Origin of the sequence: Anaerocolumna sp. (assembly GCF_032079385.1) — a bacterium.
GTDB lineage: Bacteria > Bacillota > Clostridia > Lachnospirales > Lachnospiraceae > Anaerocolumna.
Map to the genome: position 1 here is coordinate 1 of NZ_DAMAUC010000045.1, position 19,462 is coordinate 19,462.

Sequence of the window (19,462 nt, forward strand, 5' to 3'; positions counted from 1 at the left end):
GGCGAAAGTGAAGGCGAAGTAGATGGAATGGAAAACGGCCTTATGTTGTCAACTTCTGAAATGATTGATCTGGCACAGGGTGTAGATTCCCCTGATTTAAATTAAATTGCACCTCTAAATTTAATCTATGAAGTGCCCTCTGTCTTCTCGGCAGAGAGCACTTCACTTTTCTAAACATTTTGGGGAGACTCATTGTTTTTTACAAATGCTTCTCTTTTGAATTATCCTCTTTCAGACCAAATACTGCACGGGCACTTTCCGCCTGTGGATCATGTTTTATATGTTTGGAATGAAATTTACCATCTTCTTTTTTATTATTTTTAGTGCTTTTCATTTTATTATTTGATGCCATTTAAGTCCTCCTTAAAACGATTCTTCTTTTTTAGTATGTACTCCTTGCTTGGATTTATCCAAAGCTACTTTTTAAAGCATTGCATATATTTTTATATTTATTGTATAATAGTAAGTTAGTCTATAAAATATTATTCAAGTGTAATAAAGGAGAAATATCTATGAACTATATTGTAATCGATTTAGAATTTAATCAGGATATTCCAAATACGACAATGGATGAAAACAATTTTCAAATAGATAAAAAAGTTCTTTGTCCCTTTGAAATCATTCAAATTGGTGCTGTCAAATTAGATTCTAAGTATCATAGGTTTTCTACTTTTAACCGTTTTATTAAACCAACCATATATCCCAATGTAAGTCCTTTTGTTGCAGAATTAACAGGTATTACTACAGAGCAGCTTTTAACAGAAGAAATATTTCCTGATGTATATATGGCATTTCTAGATTTTATTGGAGATACCGAATCCATATTCTGCACATGGGGAATGTCTGATATTAAAGAATTATTTCGTAATACAAGATATCATCAACTGGATTATACCTGTTTACCAAAAAAATATATCAATATTCAACCCCTGGTATCCCTCCATTTTGGTATTTCTTCTAAAAAATTATTACGACTGCAAACTGCGGTAGAATCATTTAATATACCAATTAATCAAGCATTTCATGATGCTTCCTCTGACGCCTATTATACTTCAGAAATATTAAAAAAATTGCAACCTTCCTATACGGAAATAAAGATTTATGATCCGGATAAAATTGTCATACAAGCAATGAATCCTAAAAAAACAATTGATGTAGAAGGCCTCATAAAACAGTTTGAAAAAATGTATAACAGAGAATTTTCCGAAGAAGAAAAAGGAATTGTTCTTCTCGCTTACAAGATGGGAAAAACTCAACAATTTATCAAAGAATAACTCCTTCATTCATCTGCGAAAAAATTGAAAAACGATTTCGTGTTAAGGTAATAAATATCCGGTATATTTATTAAGTGCCCGAAACGCCTGCTCATTTGATACATTGAAATCTCTTATTTTCCTGTTGTTTTCCTCCTCCTGTATAGTTTCACGATATTGTTTAACTGTTGAAAGGATGTCATTTTGTATTATAAATTCATTTGTTTGTACGTTTGAAGCAGCATTGTTTCCCGCTAGCTCTGCCAGTGCAGGCAAAACAACAGGTGCTGCGTCAAGAGATAATACATTGGTTAAAAAATTAAGATCAATACTATTTAGTTCTTCTTTTTGTTGTATCTGGTATGAAGCAATATAGTAATCCGGCTTTGCAAATGAAAAGATAATGTAACATGCTGAAGTAACAATGACACAATAATGAAATAAGGGAAATCTTCTATAAAAAACATAAGTAATTACACCGGCTAATACAAGGGCATCAATAAACAGAAACAGCAGCACAAATAGCCTTAGGAAAGTAAGATTATATGCTCCAATATAAAGCAGCATACGGTAAGCTGCTGAGCCGATCATAATATAGGTACATATAGTCATAAATGTTAAAATAATTCGAATCAACTTACTGTCTTCAAAATATTTGGTACTGACGATCATAAGCAAAATATTTATGGCTGTTACCAAAAGAAGTTCAAAAAATCCCCTTCTGGCATATTGTGAAAAGGTAAATCCCTTAGGCAATACAGAAAATCCCCCTGTAAACAGATAAAGAATCTGAATCCCGCAAAAAATTGCATATACCAAACTAAGCAGCCCTAAGGCAGTAACTGCTATGGAAGCGTCAGCCTTTGTAAGCGGTTTTGTTACTTCTTCAATACCTGCCTTTACAGTGCTTCCGCAGATAATGCAGTAACATACAAGAAATCCTGCTATAACCATAAAGAGCACTGCAAATAAATTAGATGAGAATATAAATGTATATATCTCTTTAAACATACTTCGAAACAGAAGGTCCGCGCTGGATAACAACCCAATCATTATTCCTAAAAGGGGCAATGCAATTCCAGCACCGAGGAGAATATTTCTTGCTTTATCATTCTTTAATATCTTTGTATTTTTTAAAAATAGTAAACTGTCTTTAAAAGGCATAGCAATTGTAGCAATACAGGAAAATGGTAACAATAACATTCGAGTAAGATGTTTTAACAAATCCCATTCCTTATCATCATAGAATTGATGTAATAAAGACAAATCCAATAGTAGTAAAATTCCAGCAACATTAAAAAAATGCAGTACCCAACTTGAAGTAAATACACAAGAAGTTCCTAATAATAAGGCCCCTGCATAATAAGCTGCTGTTCCTCTTTTAACTTTCATAGATAATTTTTTTATAATTAATACTAATAGAGCGGTCATAATAACCGTAAATAATAATACATTAAGACCCAGTCTTGCTTTATAGAATAAGAACGTATAAGAAACTCCAAACAGTAAGCTGATACCACCAAATACTCCAAAATTTGGGCGTACTTTATAAAGCAGTGATGGATTCTCATTTTCAGCAGAATCTAATACTGCAGGATGATTGTCTTCCGGATTAATGGGAAGGCTGTTATTCAATTGTTCCATTATATAAATCCTCCTTTTTAAGTTATCTTTTAAATTTTCTTTATTTTTCCTTTAACTTCTTTTTTACTCTCTTTTAATTTGCCTCTTTATATTTCAATTAAACTCTAAAATCTAAATTATAGCTTGAATACGATAACGTAAACCCACTACCTATCTTTAAATTTTTTTCTCTATTCTGTTTCTTTTTCTTCCTCTACATAAGCCAATATATCACCCGGCTGGCAGTTCAGCGCCTTGCATATGGATTCCAGCGTGCTAAACCGTATGGCCTTAGCCTTATTATTTTTTAAAACAGACAGATTTGCCATGGAGATATCCACTTCTTTTGATAAATCGGTTAACCCTATTTTTCTTTGAGCCATCACAACATCCAAATTCACTATAATCATTGGTTACCTCCTATATTGTTAAGTCGTTTTCTTCTTTGTAAGTAACTGCCTGATCGAAGACCTGTGAAAGTACCAGAGAAAACAATCCTGCTACCAAAAATACTAAAATTATGACTAATGCTGCGGGAGTTATAACAAATATTAGTCTTATTAACATAATGAAAGCAATGATAAAAGCACAGATTCCCATTCTCTTTAACGACGCAACATTCTCTCTAACGAATGAATCTTCACGGATTACCGTCTGAAGCATCTTACGCAGATTCCAAAGAATGATTAATGCAAATACACCGGCAATCATAAATATGATGCAAAAAGGAAGGTAGTTTTCTTTAAAAATGGGAATATGCTTTCCTGCTTCTCTAAAAATAAAGGGAACTCCCATACAGACTATAATTCCAGTAAGAAACATAAAGTCTATTAAGTATTTTGTAAATTGAACAAATGGTTTTTTCTTCATATTGTTAACATCCTCCAAGTTATAAAGTAATATATAATAGAAAAAAGCTGAACAACCAGTCTGCCCACCAGCTGTTCAGCTTCCTTAATAGCGTGGAAACACTTAATAAGTTAAATATTAAGCTTATTCCCGCCAACAAGATTAATCTAACACCTCTGTTGCTGAAAAAGTAAAATAGCAAACGCCATTCGGAAGAAATATGGAACCGATGAGAGGTGGAATTTAATCTTGCAAAAAAGGAAGCTGAATTCGACCTCTGGTTAGCGTGTGCTCTTTTTCCAGAGAAATAATCTCGAAAAAAGCATAACAGCTTTTGAACTATAAAACAATGTATTTGGAATAGTAAATTCCAAATATACTACATTTTGCAATACTTACTTCCAAAAATTTATAAGAATCTTAGTTATCTGGAACTTAGTCTTGGCAAAGGATATGCTGAATCGGAAGTTAATTTTGCAAACTGGGACCTCGGATTCTAATTCAGCCTAATGTAATAATAATTTCACCATTTCCTATAATATACACCCACTATTTACGAATGTCAATATTTTTTTATCGATTATCGATAAATAGTTATTGATAAAAATGACCGCTTAAAATATGAATGAAAATTTACTTATGTAACTCCTTTCATTAACAATGGTTACATAAAGTTATGAAACTAATGTCTCATAGTTGACTTTCATATAATTAAGTGGTCTTTTATTTTATTGTATCGTTCTTCCTCAAAGGTAAATATCTTATATCATTTTTACCACCCTGCTGTCAGCACACTGGCAAGTCAAAATAATTATTACCTTTCATCCGAAGAATTTAAGTTTTGCTAGCGTAAATTCTATTTATCACTTTATATGGTATGCATATATTTCTCTGCTTCGTACCAAGGTACGGTAAAGGACGTTCCCTTTGCACAAAACACTGACCAGGAAGTATTCTCTACATCTCTTTCTTTGTCATAGCCAATTGTTTGTACTACTTCTCCCTCTTTCCGGCATATATCATAACCATCAAATCGCAGACCAATGCTGCCTGTTCCTTTTGTATAGGATACTAATTCTGTACTATATTCCATAAATGTTTCTACTGGTCCCCGTCCATGTATGAATACATTCCTGTTCATTTGAACTGGCGCTTCAAAGCTGCCGCCCATTTTCTGAATATCAGACATCACTCTGCCCAGATAGTCCTCTTCTATATATATATCAAACTGATAAAAGGGTTCCAGTAAAATAGACTTTGCCTTCTCAAGCCCCTGTCTGATGGCCCTATATGTAGCTTCTCTAAAATCTCCGCCTTCTGTATGCTTTATATGGGCTCGTCCATTTTGCAGAACAATATTCATATCAGTAATGGGCGAACCAGTTAACACACCTTTATGAGCCTTTTCAAAAACATGAGTCTCTATAAGCCTTTGATAATTTAAAGATAAATCATCTACATGGCATTCACTTTGAAACGTAATTCCCTTACCCCTTGGATTAGGTTCTAACCTCACCTGAACTTCTGCATAATGCCGTAACGGTTCAAAATGTCCATAACCCACAATAGCAGACTGAATGGTTTCCTTATATTGAACCTTAGGTCTTTCAAAGGTAACCGTAATACCGAATCTATTCTTAATTTCTTCTTCCATGACTTCCAATTGAATTTTACCCATAACATTTACCAGAATTTCATCCGTATTCTTATTATAAGTAACAGATAATATGGGATCTTCTGCTTCCAGAATACGAAGTATTTCCATACATTTCGTATAAGGAGTACCATCTAAAACCCTTATCTTAGATTGAAGAGGAGAAACAAGAAAATAGTTATAATTCGTATGTACAATTGTTCCTCCGGTTTCTAAAATAGCACCGCACATCGGTGTTTTTAATCCGGTAACCGCGAAGATATCTCCCGCTGCTACAACACTCTTACTCTCGTACTTTTTCCCATTATAAATTCGAATTTCATTTACCTTTTCCTTATAGATTTCGTCTTCTGACTGAAATAAGAATTCGTCTTTTACTTGAAGTTTCCCTTTTAGTCCTTTTAAAAAAGTCAATCTATTTCCATTCTCATCGTGACGTATTTTAAATACCTTTCCTAAAAAGGTGTCTTCCTTTTCAAGATTATGATAGTTTGTTTTTGTAAGACTTGAAAATACATCTAATAACCAATGGATTCCTTCCCCTTTTAAAGCTGCTCCGGTAATAACCGGATAGCATTTTTCTTCTTTAATCAGATTGATTAAGGAAGCCTCCATAGTTTCTTTTACATAATTCTCGTCCAGATAAGCCTCTAAAAAAACTTCATCCCGTTCCGCTGCAAACTCAGCTAAAGAGGAAAGAGGCTCTTTATAATATAAAATATCTTCCGTTAATTTATATTTCATATCTTCTAATATATTTTCCAAAGAAAATCCAGTTATATCTGTTTTATTAATAAAGAAAAAGGCAGGTACATGGTATATCTGTAATAAATGAAATAAAGTTGTTGTATGAGCTTGCACTCCGGAACTGCCGCTAATTACTACTATTGCATAATCCAGGGCAGAAATTGCCCGCTCCGTCTCAGATGAAAAATCCACATGTCCCGGTGTATCAAGTAGATAATAGTTATCCCCTTCATATTCAAATATTCCCTGACCTGAGAATATGGTTATTCCCCTATTTTGTTCAATTTCATCGGTATCCAGATAAGAAGTTTTATTGTCCACTCTTCCTAAACTACGAATACTTCCGGTATAATATAGTATTTGTTCAGATAAAGTAGTTTTTCCTGCATCTACATGAGCAAGAATTCCTATGGTTTTTTTCATGTTAACCTCGATTCTGGCGCTTTAGTCCCTGTGAATAACGAATATAATTTGTGCGCCAGCATAGATTTCCAGTTGAAAAACATTGTTTTTTCAACCTAATCACCTAATGAATAATTATTGTTTGATTCTATATCTAAGTTCATGTTAAATTTATATTTCGTTATAACGGTTCTATTATACCATCCTTGACTGCGCCTTTCTACTTTTATATTATTGTTCCAGTACTAAACTTTAATCTCCGATTTTCCATATAGTTAGAGTATTTTGAATTATAAGGTGCTTTCCATACCTTTTCCTTATTACCTATCTTCTTCTAGATGCAAAATATAGATATTTTACTATTATTTGTCTTATATCCTACATATTATTGGAGTTTATGAGAATACTAAGCATTAGGAGGTGAATCAATATGATAACAAATGTAACATTGACAACAAAAGAGAAGTTTTTATTGGAAGACCAAAAAAGCGACGAACAAATCTGTATTCAAAAATATGCTAATTATGCTAATTTAGCCACTGATCCGGAATTAAAGAATATACTGAATAGCAATAAGAAGCAGGAAGAAGAGCATTTAAATACAATTAACCAACTACTTAGCGGCAAAGTCCCTTCCATGAACAGTAACCAAGGTTCCAGCAGCCAAAGCAATAGTTCTTCAAGTGAAGAAAGTATCAGCGGCTCAGCTAAAAGTTCACAATCGAAAGGTTCCTCCGGCACTTTTCAAGCCAGTGATAAAGACTTGTGTACAGACCTTCTAATGACTGAAAAATTTGTATCCGGTAATTATGATACGGCAATTTTTGAATTCAAAGATCCACAAGTAAGAGATGTTTTAAACCATATCCAGAAAGAAGAGCAAAAGCACGGAGAATCTATCTACAAATACATGGAAAGTAAAGGTATGTACAAACCTAAGTAAACATCGAATTTGTCCCTCATAAACCTAAATTGACCTTCGAGAGTAATTCACGCTTAAAAAGCGTTTTATGCTCCCGAAGGTCATATTATGTTTAGCACTAATTATTTCAACTAAATGAATTTATATTTATTTACCTGATGGGTTGATGATTTCCTGAACATCTGTTGCATCAACGTTTTCTTTATCAACTACCATAACACCAGTATCAATTAATTTTTCTTCTGGTTGTTTTCCTTCTGACAATGCAATAGCAGTCTTAACGCCTTCATATCCCATTAAGTATTGTTTTTGAAGAACTGTAGCAACTTCGAATTCACCTTCTCTGATCATTTGTTCAATTTCAGCGGAGAAGTCAAATCCTACCATAACAACGTCTTTACGTCCGGATTCTTTTAATCCAGTAACGAAACCTACTGTACTACCATTGTTAGGACCAAATACGCCCTTTAAGTCTGGATAAGCTGTTAAGAAGTCTTGTGTAAAACCAACTGCTTTAGTGATATCACCGTCGTTAACTTTAATGTCATTATTTAAAACTTCCCAAGCTTCAGGAGCATTAGCATCCCAGTATTCGTTAAAGCCTTTTAAACGGTCAATGATTGTTTGAGAACCACTGCTACCGATTTGAACTGCTATTTGAGCTTTTTCTGTTTCAGAAACGCCAGCTGCCTTCATGCGGTTGATCATTTCTTCAGCTGCAATTTTACCAGCTTCTACGTTATTAGTCATTAATGCTGCACTATAGTTATCAGTGTTAATCATTGTATCAACTACAATAATTGGAATACCTGAATTGAAAGCATCATTTACAGGGTTAACCATTGCTGTACTATCAACAGGTCCAAGTACAATAGCATCTGCTTTTGCAGATACAGCATCTTGTAATTGCTGAACTTGTTTTTCGATTTCAGCTTCATTTGCAAGACCAGTAACAACAAGATTAATACCTAATTCTGCTGCTGCATCTTTAGCACCTTGTTCTACCACTGACCAGTATTGGTTACCAAGAATTTTTGTTAAGAAATACACTGTTTTTTTACCTGAATTATCGGTATTCTCTGTTTTTCCAGTGTCATTTGTGTTTGCTGTGTCAGTTGTAGATTTAGAAGGGCTACATGCTACAAGGCTTAAAGACATAACAGCAACTAATAAGATAGAAATAATCTTCTTCATTAAATGTTCTCTCCTTTTATTGTTATCTTCACGGAAAATACCTTTCCGTTTTTCAATGTAAGTTTAACACTAGTATACTAGTGTGTCAATGTGCATATCTTCAAAATATACATGCTTTTTTTGTGCAATCTGCCTAATTTGCAATTGGTATCATAAGGAAAATCTAATTTTTATAGTATTTTTAACCGATTTCTTATTTTTAGGAATAATCTGTAATTTACTAATAGGATTAAAATATTTAACTAAATTCGTTTTTTCCACTGAAGCAACTTAGGAAGTTCATAGGCTAACATTGCAATCCATCCCGCCAAACATGCAAAGGCAATACCTGAAAATCCAAGATACGGTGCTAATATATAAGCAAATATAACTCGAAAAACAATCTGGCTAAAGGTTGCTTTCAATGTAATACTCATTTGCCCCATCCCCCTAAAGAAACCTTGTATTCCATTGGTATTGGCCGGAAATACATAAAAGAAGGCCATGTAAGTCAAATACAGCACACCTAATCCAATGGACTTGCTATCCTCTGGAGATAAAAATAAAGACATGATTTGTTTCGCAAAAAGTAGTACAATACTTCCTATGATGAGCCAATAAATATTCTCCAGAATCATTCCGATTTTTAGCCCTTTTTTGATTCGTTCTGGTTGATTTGCACCGCGATTTTGAGCGATAAAAGTTGTCATAGAAGCACCAATACTTTGCTGAGGCGTGAAGGCAAAATCATCCACCCGGTTAACTGCATTAAATGCCGCAATACTTTCTATTCCTAAAGGATTAACAGCTCCCTGGACGAGAACCTTTCCTATGTATAGACAAGTTTGCTGCATGGCAGATGCCCAGCTGAAATTTATAGTTTTCGTAAGTAATTCTTGGTCAAATGTAATTTCCGCTCTTTTCAACCGCAGTTCAGGGACTTTCCTCCAGACATAAATCACACATAGAATCGCAGATAAAGCTTCTGCAACTATTGTGGTATATGCGGCTGCAGCTACACCCATTTTAAAATATCCTACAAACAGTAAATCCAAACTTCCGTTAAGTACAGAAGAAATAGCCAAAAAAATTAATGGTGTTTTTGAATCCCCAATACTTCGAAGACTGGCTGCAAAAAAATTATAAATAAATGTAAATAACAAGCCAAAGAAAATAATATGAAGATAATCTACAGACGAAGTAAGAATTTCCTCCGGTGTACGGAGCAAAATTAAAATTGGTTTTGATAACAAGATACAGATACCCGTCATAACCACTGTAAAGGTCAGACCTGCTATTAAAGAAGTGGATATTTCTCTATGAAACTTATCCATATTACCGGACCCGTAAAATTCACTCATAAGAACTGAAGTTCCCATACAGATTCCTACTATAAAGAAAATTACAATGTTCATAATTGGATTTGCGGTTCCAACACTTGCGAGAGCCTTTTCGCCAGCAAATCGCCCAACAATGATGGAATCTACTGCATTATAAGTTAATTGAAACATATTCCCTAATATCATAGGCAATGCAAATGTAATTAAATGTTTCGGTATATTGCCGCTAGTCATATTTTTAGTCATATTACTTATCTCCTGTCCTTTATCTGCTTTCCCCAATTGTAGCCCAAACCTCACATCAAAACAGTATAGCACTATCATATATTCATATCAAATATATTTTTTACAAACTTTTCACACGATTTTATATGTAATTTGTCACTATTGTAATTTTAATCCATTCACACTATTGACATACTTTATATCTAGTATAAAATGGTATTGTAGTAACATTTTAACCTATACATAGGAGGAGTTTTTAATGTTAAAGATGGATTGCGGTAGTGAAATACTAAATAGCATTTATTATGCTATACCATTAATCGATACTTTTTTCGATCATGATATTGAGATCATGTTAACTGACCGAGAGAAAGTTCTTTACTATCAGGGGAGTAAAGAGATTAATGCCAAAATTGAAGTGAATTCGGAACCGGGGAAATTTGTTAAGGAAGCTATGGAAAAGGGAAATGTTGATGTAACTGTTATTCCGGAAGACTTTATCGGGGTATCCTTTAAATCCTATATGGTGCCTATCAAAAATGACGATGGTAATGTTATTGGCTCCATTGCAATAGGTAAGAGTCTTTCTAAAAAGGACGAAGTAGGTAAAATAACGCAAAATCTTATTGACGCATTAAAACACATTGAAACTAGTATAAACCAGATTGCTCATGGTGTTTATGATTTAGCAAGTATGAATAATGAAATTCTAAGTGAGACCAGTGCAGCAACCAATATGGCAAGCAACACCAGCAGCATCGTTGATTTTATTAAAAATGTTTCTTCTCAAACTAACTTGTTAGGATTAAATGCTTCTATCGAGGCCGCCAGAGCCGGTGAGTTCGGCAAAGGATTTAATGTTGTAGCCGGCGAAATTAGAAAGTTATCCATGTCATCAAATGAATCCATCGGAAAAATTGACACTGTTATTAAGGACATTTCAAATGCAATAACCAAGATTAATGATAAAGTAAAACATGCCGATGCGGTATCCCAACAGCAATCAGAGGCATTGCAGGAAATAGCGGCTTCTTTTGAGCAGTTGTCGTCTACGGCGCATTTACTTGGGGCATTGGCGGATAAATTGTGATATGCATATTAGCAGGACGCTTTACCCTCTTAGCGTTATTGAAGAATTTTTGAATAGTGGAGATGGGTTTCTTGTTCCATAGGAAACCTATCTCCACTATGATTTGTAATAGTCGGTTTGTATCTATTATTTTAGTTATAAAGTTGAGGAATTCACAATTTTAAAATATGCCTTAAGCGATTACTGTAGCATTAGAACCGTTTAGCTCCTTACTAAAAAGAAGCACCCCGTATCTGCTATTCTTATTGCTCTTATACGTCTATTGTGCAAAGCCTTTAATGCGTTGAATTATAATCCTCCCATGTTTCGTAAGCAGATTCTAATTCTTTTTCTAGTTTTTCTTTCTCGAAGAAAGCATCTTTTAAAAAGTTTATATCAGTATTTCGATTATTCATTTCTTCTTCCAAATGCCTTAGCTGTATTTCCATTTCTTGAATTTCTTTTTCAATTGATTCTATCATTTTTATCTTTCGAGTATCTACTTTAGATTTGTTCGGACTTTCTTTTTTCTTTTCTTTCTCTTTTTTTATCTCTTTTTCGTGGATATTTTTCGATAAAAATGTTGGTTCCTTTTCTTTTAACTTCTTAATTTCTTCCAGATAGTATTTGTAGTCTCCGGCATATTTTTTGAAGGTGCTATCTTCTATTTCAATTATGCTATCGGCTACTTTATTAATAAAGTATCTGTCATGAGATACAAAAGTAAGGTTCCTTCGTATTCAGTCAACATTTCTTCAAAACTTCTCTAGAATCTATATCTAAGTGATTCGTTGGTTCGTCCAATATCATGAAATTAACTTTTTCAAAGGTAAGAGAACACAGTTTTAGTCTGCTTTTTTCACCTCCTGATAAATTCTTGATTTTTTTATTAATGTCATCTTGATAAAATAATACTTTTGCCAGTTGTCGTCTCGCTATTTCATAGGTAATATCATATTGCCCAGAAAAGTATTCCAATATTGTCTGTTCTTCGTCCTCAAATTCCACCTGTTGTGGTAAGTAGCCAATTTTGACTTGAGAGCCTATTCTTATGGTACCGGAATCTGGTTTTAATTCTTCTAAGAGTATCTTTAAAAAAGTAGATTTCCCACTTCCGTTTTTTCCGATGATGCAAACTCTATTCTGATAAAATACTGTTACATCAATATTACTAAATAGTATTTTATCATCAAAAGATTTACTGATTTGTTCCACATTAAGAACAATTTTTCCTGTTCTTTCTATATTATCTTGATCAAATCTTACTTTTTTTGTATCTAAAACAGGCCTGTCCTGCACTTCTATTTTTTCTAAGCGCTTTTCAAGTTCTTTGGCACGTTTATACATCTTGTCACTGTCACGCATGGCTCCCCAGATTCGATATCTTTTAATCTGATTTTCCATTTGTTCAATTTTCTTTTGCTGATTTTGATAATTTTTGTAGTCAATAAGAAATCTTCTTTCCTTCTCCAGTACATAATAACTGTAATTACCATAATAAATATTAGCTTTACTATATTCTAATTCTATAATTTCTTCTACCACATTATCTAAGAAATATCTATCATGGGATATAATAAGTACACAGCCTTTATATTCTTTTAAAAAGCTTTCCAACCAGCTTATGGTTTCCAGATCCAAATGGTTGGTAGGCTCATCTAGAAGTAAAATATCCGGTTCTTCCAGAAGAATTTTTCCTAAAGTAACTCTTGTTTTCTCACCTCCGCTAAGACTTTGAAAGGGCATCTCCTTTATGGCCTCGGTAATTTGAAGTCCTTCTGTTATCTTATTGATTTTTGTTTCTAATTCATAGCCGCCTTCTAGTTCAAATTGCTCCGATAACCTTCCATAATAATGAATGGCTTTCTCTAATTCACTTCCAGCCAAGGTTTCAAATTGCATTTCTAATTCTTTCATCTTATCTTTAATCTGAAATACCTTATCAAATGCCATACGAATTACTTCTATGGTCTTAACCTTCTCACCATAAACAGGAATCTGATTCAGATATCCTAGCTTTGCATCTTTCCGAATATTGATGTCCCCCTCTTGATAATCTTCCAGCCCCATAATTATCTTAAATATTGATGTCTTACCACATCCATTTTGGCCAATTAAGCCAATTCTTTCGCCGGTTTTTATCTCAAATGTTATTTTTTCAAATATCTTTGTTGCTCCATAATACTTTGTTAAATTATTTATTCCTAATTCTATCATATTAGCCTCATTTCTGGTGTTTCGTACCTTTTTAGTAACATAGTAATTTGTGTCAATAATAGTAACTTGTATCAATACAAATTGCTTTTGTAGACGCAAAAAAACCCAAAGCCAATAAGCTTTGGGTTGCATATCAAAATAGAATGAATTATATCATCTCTTTTTTACGAAATCTCCAATATTCTTATCTGGTTTCTATAAAATCTATTAAATTTGGGCGCACTTATCCCCTTAACGGAAAATGTTGCGATCATAATAGATTCTAATTTTGTCCATTTAAGAATATCGTTCATTTCAAAATTACCTTTCAATATATAATATAATTACATATTATGCTATATTTCTATTTAAGTCAAGTAATATATTGTAATTTACCACTTTAGCAGATGTATTGCTCCATTCTGTTTTTAAGAGTCCTGTTAAATAACCATTTTCCAACTGGATTGATTTAACCAATTTTTACGTTGTTCATAGTCTGGAAGTATTTTCCCCACCAACCGCCAAAATGATCTGTCATGATTTAAGTGAACCATATGACACATTTCATGAACTACAACATAATCTATAGATTCCATAGGTGCCATTGCCAGTTTCCAGTTAAAGGTTAATTGCAGCTTGGAATCGCAGGTTCCCCAATTGCTTTTATTATCAGATATCCGAATGGAACGAGGTTTCATCTTAAAGTTGCTTTGATATAATTTAATTCTTTTTTCTACCAATGCCTTACATTGCTGATAATAAAAGCGCTTTAATGCCTGCTTTATTCTGTCTTCTTCTTGTTCTCTAATATATAAGTGAAACCTGTCTTCTTCCAATAATACATAATCTTGCTTGATGTTTTCATCAATTGTAATGCAAATAGGATAGGATTTCCCTAAATAAAGAAAGGTTTCACCATCATTATAAACCTTTTCTTTAAATCCATTTGTTCTTTCCTTTTGCTCCTTTGATTTAACCTGTATCCAATCCCATTTGGATTCCAATAAATGTCTGATGCTTTCTTCGGAAGTTCCCTTTGGTACTCTTAATTCAATATGTCCATATACATCAATATAGATTCCCATGGTCTTTCGTTTTTTAAATATTATATTGTAATCTACTGTTTCATTCTTATACTCATATATCATATTCTGTCACTTTTCATTACCTTCCTAAATCAATTCATCCCATGCATATATCTTACATTACACAACTTGTATTCCGTAACTTGTATTCCGCAGCCTGTGTTCCATTTTTTTATTCCTTTATCTTTTTAATACCATAATCTTCTCATAAAATGGACTAGAACTTCTTTCTTATTAATTCTGTTCTAATTATAACAGAATACAGCCTAAATAGCAGTAAAAGTTTTCTTCCATATATTTTCTTCCCATATAAAAACCACATTCTTGATAAGAACATACCTTTAGCTCTTACCAGGAATGTGGCTTCATACACATAGAAATTTACACTACTTTTACCGCCTGATTCTGCTTAAGTGGAATTAGCACTTTTGTAGTACCTGAATCAAAAATGCAGTTGTTTGGGGAGGAATACTTGCTGTCTGGAAAATTGCATGTTCTATCCTTACCAATTCTCCCGGTTTAAGCTGACATAATTGAATTCTATTACCGTGTTTATCCAATATTATTGTTTCTTCGGTAACAATAAACCTCATTTGATCTAATATATTATTGGGGTCTCCTGTATAAAGGAAGTTATGGTCTGGTTGTATACTTGCTATTCTATCAATTCGAACATGAAAGGGCATTTCCGAATTCTTTACAACTATACTGTATGCATTTGACTGAGGTGGATAACTTCTAGTCATAGCTGCTGAAAATATTGCATCTATGGTCATTCCTTCTCTCAGATCCCACATTGTTAATTGCCGGCCAAATTGCTCTCTTATAACGGTATTCTCACTTACTATTAATATGACAATTCCCATGGAAATCATATTAGATTCTCCCATGGAACCATAGGAAATTGTTACATAACCAATACCATTATCTATGGATATATTTTCAATTAATGCATCTTCTGCATAAATATACTGATTATTCCATGGTATGCCATTAGCATCATCTTGCATATTATAATCGTCCATATTCTGTCGTTCCTATTCTTATTTTCATAATATAATATGTTGCCATAATTATATTGTTCTTAATTTGGCAGGAGCCCATAATTTGAATTACAACAAAGTATCCCATTTTCGATTTGTCTTTATAACATATTTTTCGGTATTGTAGTACATGCTTAAATTCTATATATAATTGTTATTGTAGTATATTCTTAAATTCTATATATGGCATCCGTGACCCGCTTTGTCATCACGCAAGTTTAATTAGCAGTTCTCCTGCCTTTACTTGCTGTCCTTCTTTTACCGCTACCTTTTCAACTTTCCCTGAAACAGATGCTGTCACATTGGTTTCCATCTTCATAGCTTCAATTACTGCAAGACTTTCCCCTTCTTTTACTTCATCGCCTTCTTTTACAAGAAGTTTCAGAACCGTTCCAGGAATGCTTGCACCAAGTTCCAGCTTATTATCCGGATCAGCCATCTGTAAGAAATTTTGCGGACCTTTACCAGAAGTTAAGGTATTCTTATCCTTTATCTTAATTTCTCTTCTAAAGCCATTGACTTCAAATACAAGATTTCGATTTCCTTCTGCATCCGGCTTTCCAATATTAATAAGCTTAATAATTAAGATCTTACCATCTTCGATTTCAATTTCACAGGTTTCTCCTTCATAGAGACCATGGAAGAAAATATCACTTCCCATTCTACTAAGATCCCCATATTCTATCTTAAACTTAATATAGTCTTCAAATACTTTTGGGTATAGGGCATAGGATAGAATCTGTCTGTGTGTTGGATTAATTCCGTAATTATCCTGAAGATATTTTTTATTCTTCTCAAAATCCTCTGGTGGGAGAAGTTCACCCGGTCTACAGGTAATTGGTTCATCTCCTTTTAGAACTATTTTTTGAAATTTCTCCGGGAATCCTCCCTCCGGCTGCCCCATCATTCCTTTAAAATAATCTACAACAGAGTCCGGGTAGGAAAGTTCCTTCCCTTTTTCATATATATTTTCTGCGGTTAAATCATTCTTAACCATAAATATGGCTAAATCACCAACCATTTTAGAGGAAGGAGTAACTTTTACAATATCACCAAGAAGTGTATTGACTTCTTTAAACATTTGTTTTACTTCATTGAATCTGTGACCAAGTCCAAAACTTTCGACCTGAGGTTTTAAGTTGGAATATTGTCCCCCCGGAATCTCGTATTTGTAGATTTCAGCAGTTCCTGATTTCAAATCAGATTCAAATTGATTGTATACCGGCCTTACAGCACCCCAATAATCACTGATTTTTTGAATATCATCATTGCTAATCCCTGTATCTCTTCCGGTATGTTCCAAAGCAGCAACAATGGAGTTTAAGGCAGGACTGCTGGTAAGTCCCGACATACTGTTAAAGGCTGTATCTGCTATATCCACTCCTGCTTCCGCTGCCATAAGAACTGCAGCTACACCATTCCCGCTGGTATCATGGGTATGTAAATGAATAGGTATGGAGATTTCTTCTTTTAATGCTTTCACTAGTTCATATGCCGCATATGGTTTTAATAAGGCAGACATATCCTTAATTGCAAGAATATGAGCACCCATCCTCTCAATTTTCTTCGCCTTATCCACATAATACTTAAGGTTGTATTTATCTCTGCTTTTATCAAGTATATCTCCTGTATAGCAGAGAGCAACTTCTGCCACTTTACCTGCCTTAAGAACTTCATCAAGGGCAACTTCCACCCCCTTTAGCCAGTTTAAAGAATCAAAAATTCTAAATACATCTATTCCTGAAACTGCTGCTTCTTTTACAAATTCTCGTACTACATTGTCAGGATAATTTTTATAACCTACTGCATTAGCACCCCGAAGAAGCATCTGAAATAATACATTGGGGATTCTCTTTCTTAGTTCCTGCAATCTTTCCCATGGGGACTCATGTAAGAAACGATAAGATACGTCAAATGTTGCACCTCCCCACATTTCCAGTGAAAATAAATCCTTTCCAAGAACGGAAGTAGGTTTTGCTATCTTTAGCATATCCCTTGTCCTTACCCTTGTGGCCATAAGTGATTGCTGGGCATCACGCATGGTGGTATCTGTAAGCAAAAGTTTATTTTGCTCTTTGATCCACTGTACAAGTCCTTCCGGTCCTCTTTCATCCAGTATCTGTTTGCTTCCCTTTAGTTCTGTTGGAATCTGAACTTTAGGAACTACAGGCACATCAAATTCTTTTATTTTACACTTACCTTCATTTACAATCATGTCACCAAGGTAACTTAATACTCTTAGTTCTTTATCTTTCTTTGGAGATATATCTAAAAGTTCCGGATTCTCTGCAATAAAATTAGTGTCACAGGTTCCTTTTCTAAAAGTATCATGATTTAAAACATTAAGTATAAAAGAAGCATTGGTTTTTATACCGGATATAGCAGTTTCTTTTACGGAACGGGTGGCTTTTCGTATGGCATCCTCAAACGTTCTTCCATGGGAAATTACCTTAACCAACAAACTATCATAATATGGGCTGATATTAGCTCCTGTGAATCCATTTCCGCCATCAAGTCTTACGCCAAAGCCGGAAGAAGTTCTATATATATCAATCTTTCCTGTATCTGGCGCAAAATTATTGGCAGGATCTTCTGTAGTAATTCTGCATTGTATAGAATAACCTCTTGGTTTTACATCCTCCTGAGAACAAATACCTATCTCTTTAGAACCCAGTGCATACTCTTGTGCAATAAATAATTGTGCCTGCACAATATCAATTCCCGTAACCATTTCCGTAACCGTATGTTCTACCTGGATTCTTGGATTCATTTCTATAAAATAATGGTTTCCCTCCGCATCTACTAAGAATTCAGCTGTGCCTGCACTGCGGTAATTTACCTGCCTTGCAATTTTAATTGCATCTTCACATATGGCTTTCCGCTTTTCATCTGATATAGATATAGCCGGGGTAAATTCCACTACTTTTTGATGTCTTCTTTGAATAGAACAATCTCTTTCGTAAAGATGAACAATATTGCCATGATTATCACCAAGAATCTGTACTTCTATATGTTTTGGTTTCTCCAGATATTTTTCAATAAATATATCATCAATTCCGAAGGCCTTTTTCGCTTCACTTTTTGCACTATGGTAGGATGGAATCAGTTCTTTTTCATTATGTACAATTCTCATTCCTCTTCCGCCGCCACCGGCTGCTGCCTTTAACATAACCGGATAACCACAGGAGGCTGCGAATTTCTTTGCCTCTTCCTCTGACTGAATAGGTTTTTCTACCCCTGGAATCGTTGGCACGCCCGCTTTTTTGGCAACAATCTTAGACTGGATTTTATCACCTAATTGATCCATCATATATCCGGTAGGTCCAATAAAAACAATACCTGCTTCGTCACACTTTCTTGCAAATTCAGGGTTTTCGGATAAAAAGCCATAGCCTGGATGAATAGCATCTACGCCTTTCTTTAAAGCAAGCTTGATAATTTCATCAATACTTAAATAGGCTTCAATAGGCCCTTTGTTCTTTCCTATCTGATAGGATTCATCTGCTTTTGTTCGAAACAAGGAATACTTATCTTCCTCTGAATAAATAGCCACTGTTCTGATTCCAAGCTCATTACAGGCTCTGAATATTCGAATAGCTATTTCTCCTCTGTTTGCAACCATTACTCTTTTAAATTTCATTGGGAACCTCCTACGGTTTAAAATATATGCGAATTATAGTATTTTGTAATACTTGTATACAATTCAAATTTTTATAATATTATAGCGAAGATAGCTGCATACTTCAAGTATAAATTTATTATTTTGCTTATTATAATTATTCATAAGTTCTTATCAATTTAGTTATACACATAAAAATTTATCTCTGTAGGACGCTTTGCCTGGGGATGTGTAGAACTCAAAAAGTGTTGATTGGGTTTTC

15 protein-coding genes and 1 pseudogene are annotated in these 19,462 nt (G+C 34.0%); 4 read left to right on the forward strand and 12 right to left on the reverse strand.

Features of this window, described 5'->3' with window-relative positions:
* Window positions 1–199: 199 nt before the first annotated feature.
* Window positions 200–352 (reverse strand): CPC_1213 family protein, encoded by a 153-nt coding sequence (locus RT261_RS20480; RefSeq protein WP_313135007.1) that lies wholly within the window; start codon window positions 350–352, stop codon window positions 200–202.
* 160 nt (window positions 353–512) lie between these two features.
* Between RT261_RS20480 and RT261_RS20485 the strand changes: the two genes are divergently transcribed.
* Window positions 513–1,274, forward strand: coding sequence for a 3'-5' exonuclease (locus RT261_RS20485; protein ID WP_313135009.1), 762 nt, complete (start codon window positions 513–515; stop codon window positions 1,272–1,274).
* 42 nt (window positions 1,275–1,316) lie between these two features.
* Here the strand turns inward: RT261_RS20485 and RT261_RS20490 are convergent, their stop codons facing one another.
* From RT261_RS20490 to RT261_RS20500, 3 genes are all read right to left on the reverse strand, one after another.
* Window positions 1,317–2,897 carry a DUF4153 domain-containing protein gene (locus RT261_RS20490; protein WP_313135010.1) on the reverse strand — a complete coding sequence of 527 codons (1,581 nt, stop codon included), beginning with the start codon at window positions 2,895–2,897 and terminating at the stop codon, window positions 1,317–1,319.
* Window positions 2,898–3,067: 170 nt separating this feature from the next.
* Window positions 3,068–3,286: a helix-turn-helix domain-containing protein gene (locus RT261_RS20495; RefSeq protein ID WP_313135011.1), complete on the reverse strand. Its 219-nt coding sequence runs from the start codon at window positions 3,284–3,286 to the stop codon at window positions 3,068–3,070.
* A 10-nt stretch (window positions 3,287–3,296) separates the two neighbouring features.
* Window positions 3,297–3,746, reverse strand: coding sequence for a DUF2975 domain-containing protein (locus RT261_RS20500; protein ID WP_313135012.1), 450 nt, complete (start codon window positions 3,744–3,746; stop codon window positions 3,297–3,299).
* 32 nt (window positions 3,747–3,778) lie between these two features.
* On the opposite strand from RT261_RS20500, the pseudogene RT261_RS21190 reads away from it, so the two are divergent.
* Window positions 3,779–3,919 (forward strand): annotated as a pseudogene (locus RT261_RS21190) (IS30 family transposase); the annotation flags it as partial.
* A 674-nt stretch (window positions 3,920–4,593) separates the two neighbouring features.
* Here RT261_RS21190 and RT261_RS20505 read toward each other — a convergent pair.
* Window positions 4,594–6,549 (reverse strand): TetM/TetW/TetO/TetS family tetracycline resistance ribosomal protection protein, encoded by a 1,956-nt coding sequence (locus tag RT261_RS20505; protein WP_313135013.1) that lies wholly within the window; start codon window positions 6,547–6,549, stop codon window positions 4,594–4,596.
* A 409-nt stretch (window positions 6,550–6,958) separates the two neighbouring features.
* On the opposite strand from RT261_RS20505, the gene RT261_RS20510 reads away from it, so the two are divergent.
* Window positions 6,959–7,471, forward strand: a complete 513-nt coding sequence (locus tag RT261_RS20510) for a spore coat protein (RefSeq protein ID WP_313135014.1) — start codon at window positions 6,959–6,961, stop codon at window positions 7,469–7,471.
* 126 nt (window positions 7,472–7,597) lie between these two features.
* On the opposite strand, the gene RT261_RS20515 is transcribed toward RT261_RS20510, so the two are convergent.
* Both RT261_RS20515 and RT261_RS20520 read right to left on the reverse strand, forming a co-directional pair.
* Window positions 7,598–8,644 (reverse strand): ABC transporter substrate-binding protein, encoded by a 1,047-nt coding sequence (locus tag RT261_RS20515; RefSeq protein ID WP_313135016.1) that lies wholly within the window; start codon window positions 8,642–8,644, stop codon window positions 7,598–7,600.
* A gap of 242 nt (window positions 8,645–8,886) precedes the next feature.
* Window positions 8,887–10,209: an MATE family efflux transporter gene (locus RT261_RS20520; RefSeq protein ID WP_313135018.1), complete on the reverse strand. Its 1,323-nt coding sequence runs from the start codon at window positions 10,207–10,209 to the stop codon at window positions 8,887–8,889.
* A 238-nt stretch (window positions 10,210–10,447) separates the two neighbouring features.
* On the opposite strand from RT261_RS20520, the gene RT261_RS20525 reads away from it, so the two are divergent.
* Complete coding sequence (locus RT261_RS20525; protein ID WP_313135019.1) at window positions 10,448–11,278, forward strand: methyl-accepting chemotaxis protein; 831 nt, start codon at window positions 10,448–10,450, stop codon at window positions 11,276–11,278.
* 275 nt (window positions 11,279–11,553) lie between these two features.
* Here RT261_RS20525 and RT261_RS20530 read toward each other — a convergent pair whose 3' ends face one another.
* From RT261_RS20530 to RT261_RS20550, 5 genes are all read right to left on the reverse strand, one after another.
* Window positions 11,554–11,739: a hypothetical protein gene (locus RT261_RS20530; protein ID WP_313135020.1), complete on the reverse strand. Its 186-nt coding sequence runs from the start codon at window positions 11,737–11,739 to the stop codon at window positions 11,554–11,556.
* 262 nt (window positions 11,740–12,001) lie between these two features.
* Window positions 12,002–13,474: an ABC-F family ATP-binding cassette domain-containing protein gene (locus tag RT261_RS20535; protein ID WP_313135021.1), complete on the reverse strand. Its 1,473-nt coding sequence runs from the start codon at window positions 13,472–13,474 to the stop codon at window positions 12,002–12,004.
* Window positions 13,475–13,893: 419 nt separating this feature from the next.
* Window positions 13,894–14,601: a M48 family metallopeptidase gene (locus RT261_RS20540; protein WP_313135022.1), complete on the reverse strand. Its 708-nt coding sequence runs from the start codon at window positions 14,599–14,601 to the stop codon at window positions 13,894–13,896.
* A gap of 356 nt (window positions 14,602–14,957) precedes the next feature.
* A complete protein-coding gene (locus RT261_RS20545; RefSeq protein WP_313135024.1) occupies window positions 14,958–15,563 on the reverse strand; it encodes a hypothetical protein in 606 nt (201 codons plus the stop codon).
* 226 nt (window positions 15,564–15,789) lie between these two features.
* Window positions 15,790–19,221 (reverse strand): pyruvate carboxylase, encoded by a 3,432-nt coding sequence (locus RT261_RS20550; protein WP_313135025.1) that lies wholly within the window; start codon window positions 19,219–19,221, stop codon window positions 15,790–15,792.
* Between the last annotated feature and the right edge of the window lie 241 nt (window positions 19,222–19,462).

What these genes read in the sequence shown, in the direction of transcription:
- RT261_RS20480 (WP_313135007.1), bottom strand. Translation starts at nt 352, where the DNA reads ATGGCATCAAATAATAAAATGAAAAGCACTAAAAATAATAAAAAAGAA.
- RT261_RS20485 (WP_313135009.1), top strand. Translation starts at nt 513, where the DNA reads ATGAACTATATTGTAATCGATTTAGAATTTAATCAGGATATTCCAAAT.
- RT261_RS20490 (WP_313135010.1), bottom strand. Translation starts at nt 2,897, where the DNA reads ATGGAACAATTGAATAACAGCCTTCCCATTAATCCGGAAGACAATCAT.
- RT261_RS20495 (WP_313135011.1), bottom strand. Translation starts at nt 3,286, where the DNA reads ATGATTATAGTGAATTTGGATGTTGTGATGGCTCAAAGAAAAATAGGG.
- RT261_RS20500 (WP_313135012.1), bottom strand. Translation starts at nt 3,746, where the DNA reads ATGAAGAAAAAACCATTTGTTCAATTTACAAAATACTTAATAGACTTT.
- RT261_RS20505 (WP_313135013.1), bottom strand. Translation starts at nt 6,549, where the DNA reads ATGAAAAAAACCATAGGAATTCTTGCTCATGTAGATGCAGGAAAAACT.
- RT261_RS20510 (WP_313135014.1), top strand. Translation starts at nt 6,959, where the DNA reads ATGATAACAAATGTAACATTGACAACAAAAGAGAAGTTTTTATTGGAA.
- RT261_RS20515 (WP_313135016.1), bottom strand. Translation starts at nt 8,644, where the DNA reads ATGAAGAAGATTATTTCTATCTTATTAGTTGCTGTTATGTCTTTAAGC.
- RT261_RS20520 (WP_313135018.1), bottom strand. Translation starts at nt 10,209, where the DNA reads ATGACTAAAAATATGACTAGCGGCAATATACCGAAACATTTAATTACA.
- RT261_RS20525 (WP_313135019.1), top strand. Translation starts at nt 10,448, where the DNA reads ATGTTAAAGATGGATTGCGGTAGTGAAATACTAAATAGCATTTATTAT.
- RT261_RS20530 (WP_313135020.1), bottom strand. Translation starts at nt 11,739, where the DNA reads ATGATAGAATCAATTGAAAAAGAAATTCAAGAAATGGAAATACAGCTA.
- RT261_RS20535 (WP_313135021.1), bottom strand. Translation starts at nt 13,474, where the DNA reads ATGATAGAATTAGGAATAAATAATTTAACAAAGTATTATGGAGCAACA.
- RT261_RS20540 (WP_313135022.1), bottom strand. Translation starts at nt 14,601, where the DNA reads ATGATATATGAGTATAAGAATGAAACAGTAGATTACAATATAATATTT.
- RT261_RS20545 (WP_313135024.1), bottom strand. Translation starts at nt 15,563, where the DNA reads ATGGACGATTATAATATGCAAGATGATGCTAATGGCATACCATGGAAT.
- RT261_RS20550 (WP_313135025.1), bottom strand. Translation starts at nt 19,221, where the DNA reads ATGAAATTTAAAAGAGTAATGGTTGCAAACAGAGGAGAAATAGCTATT.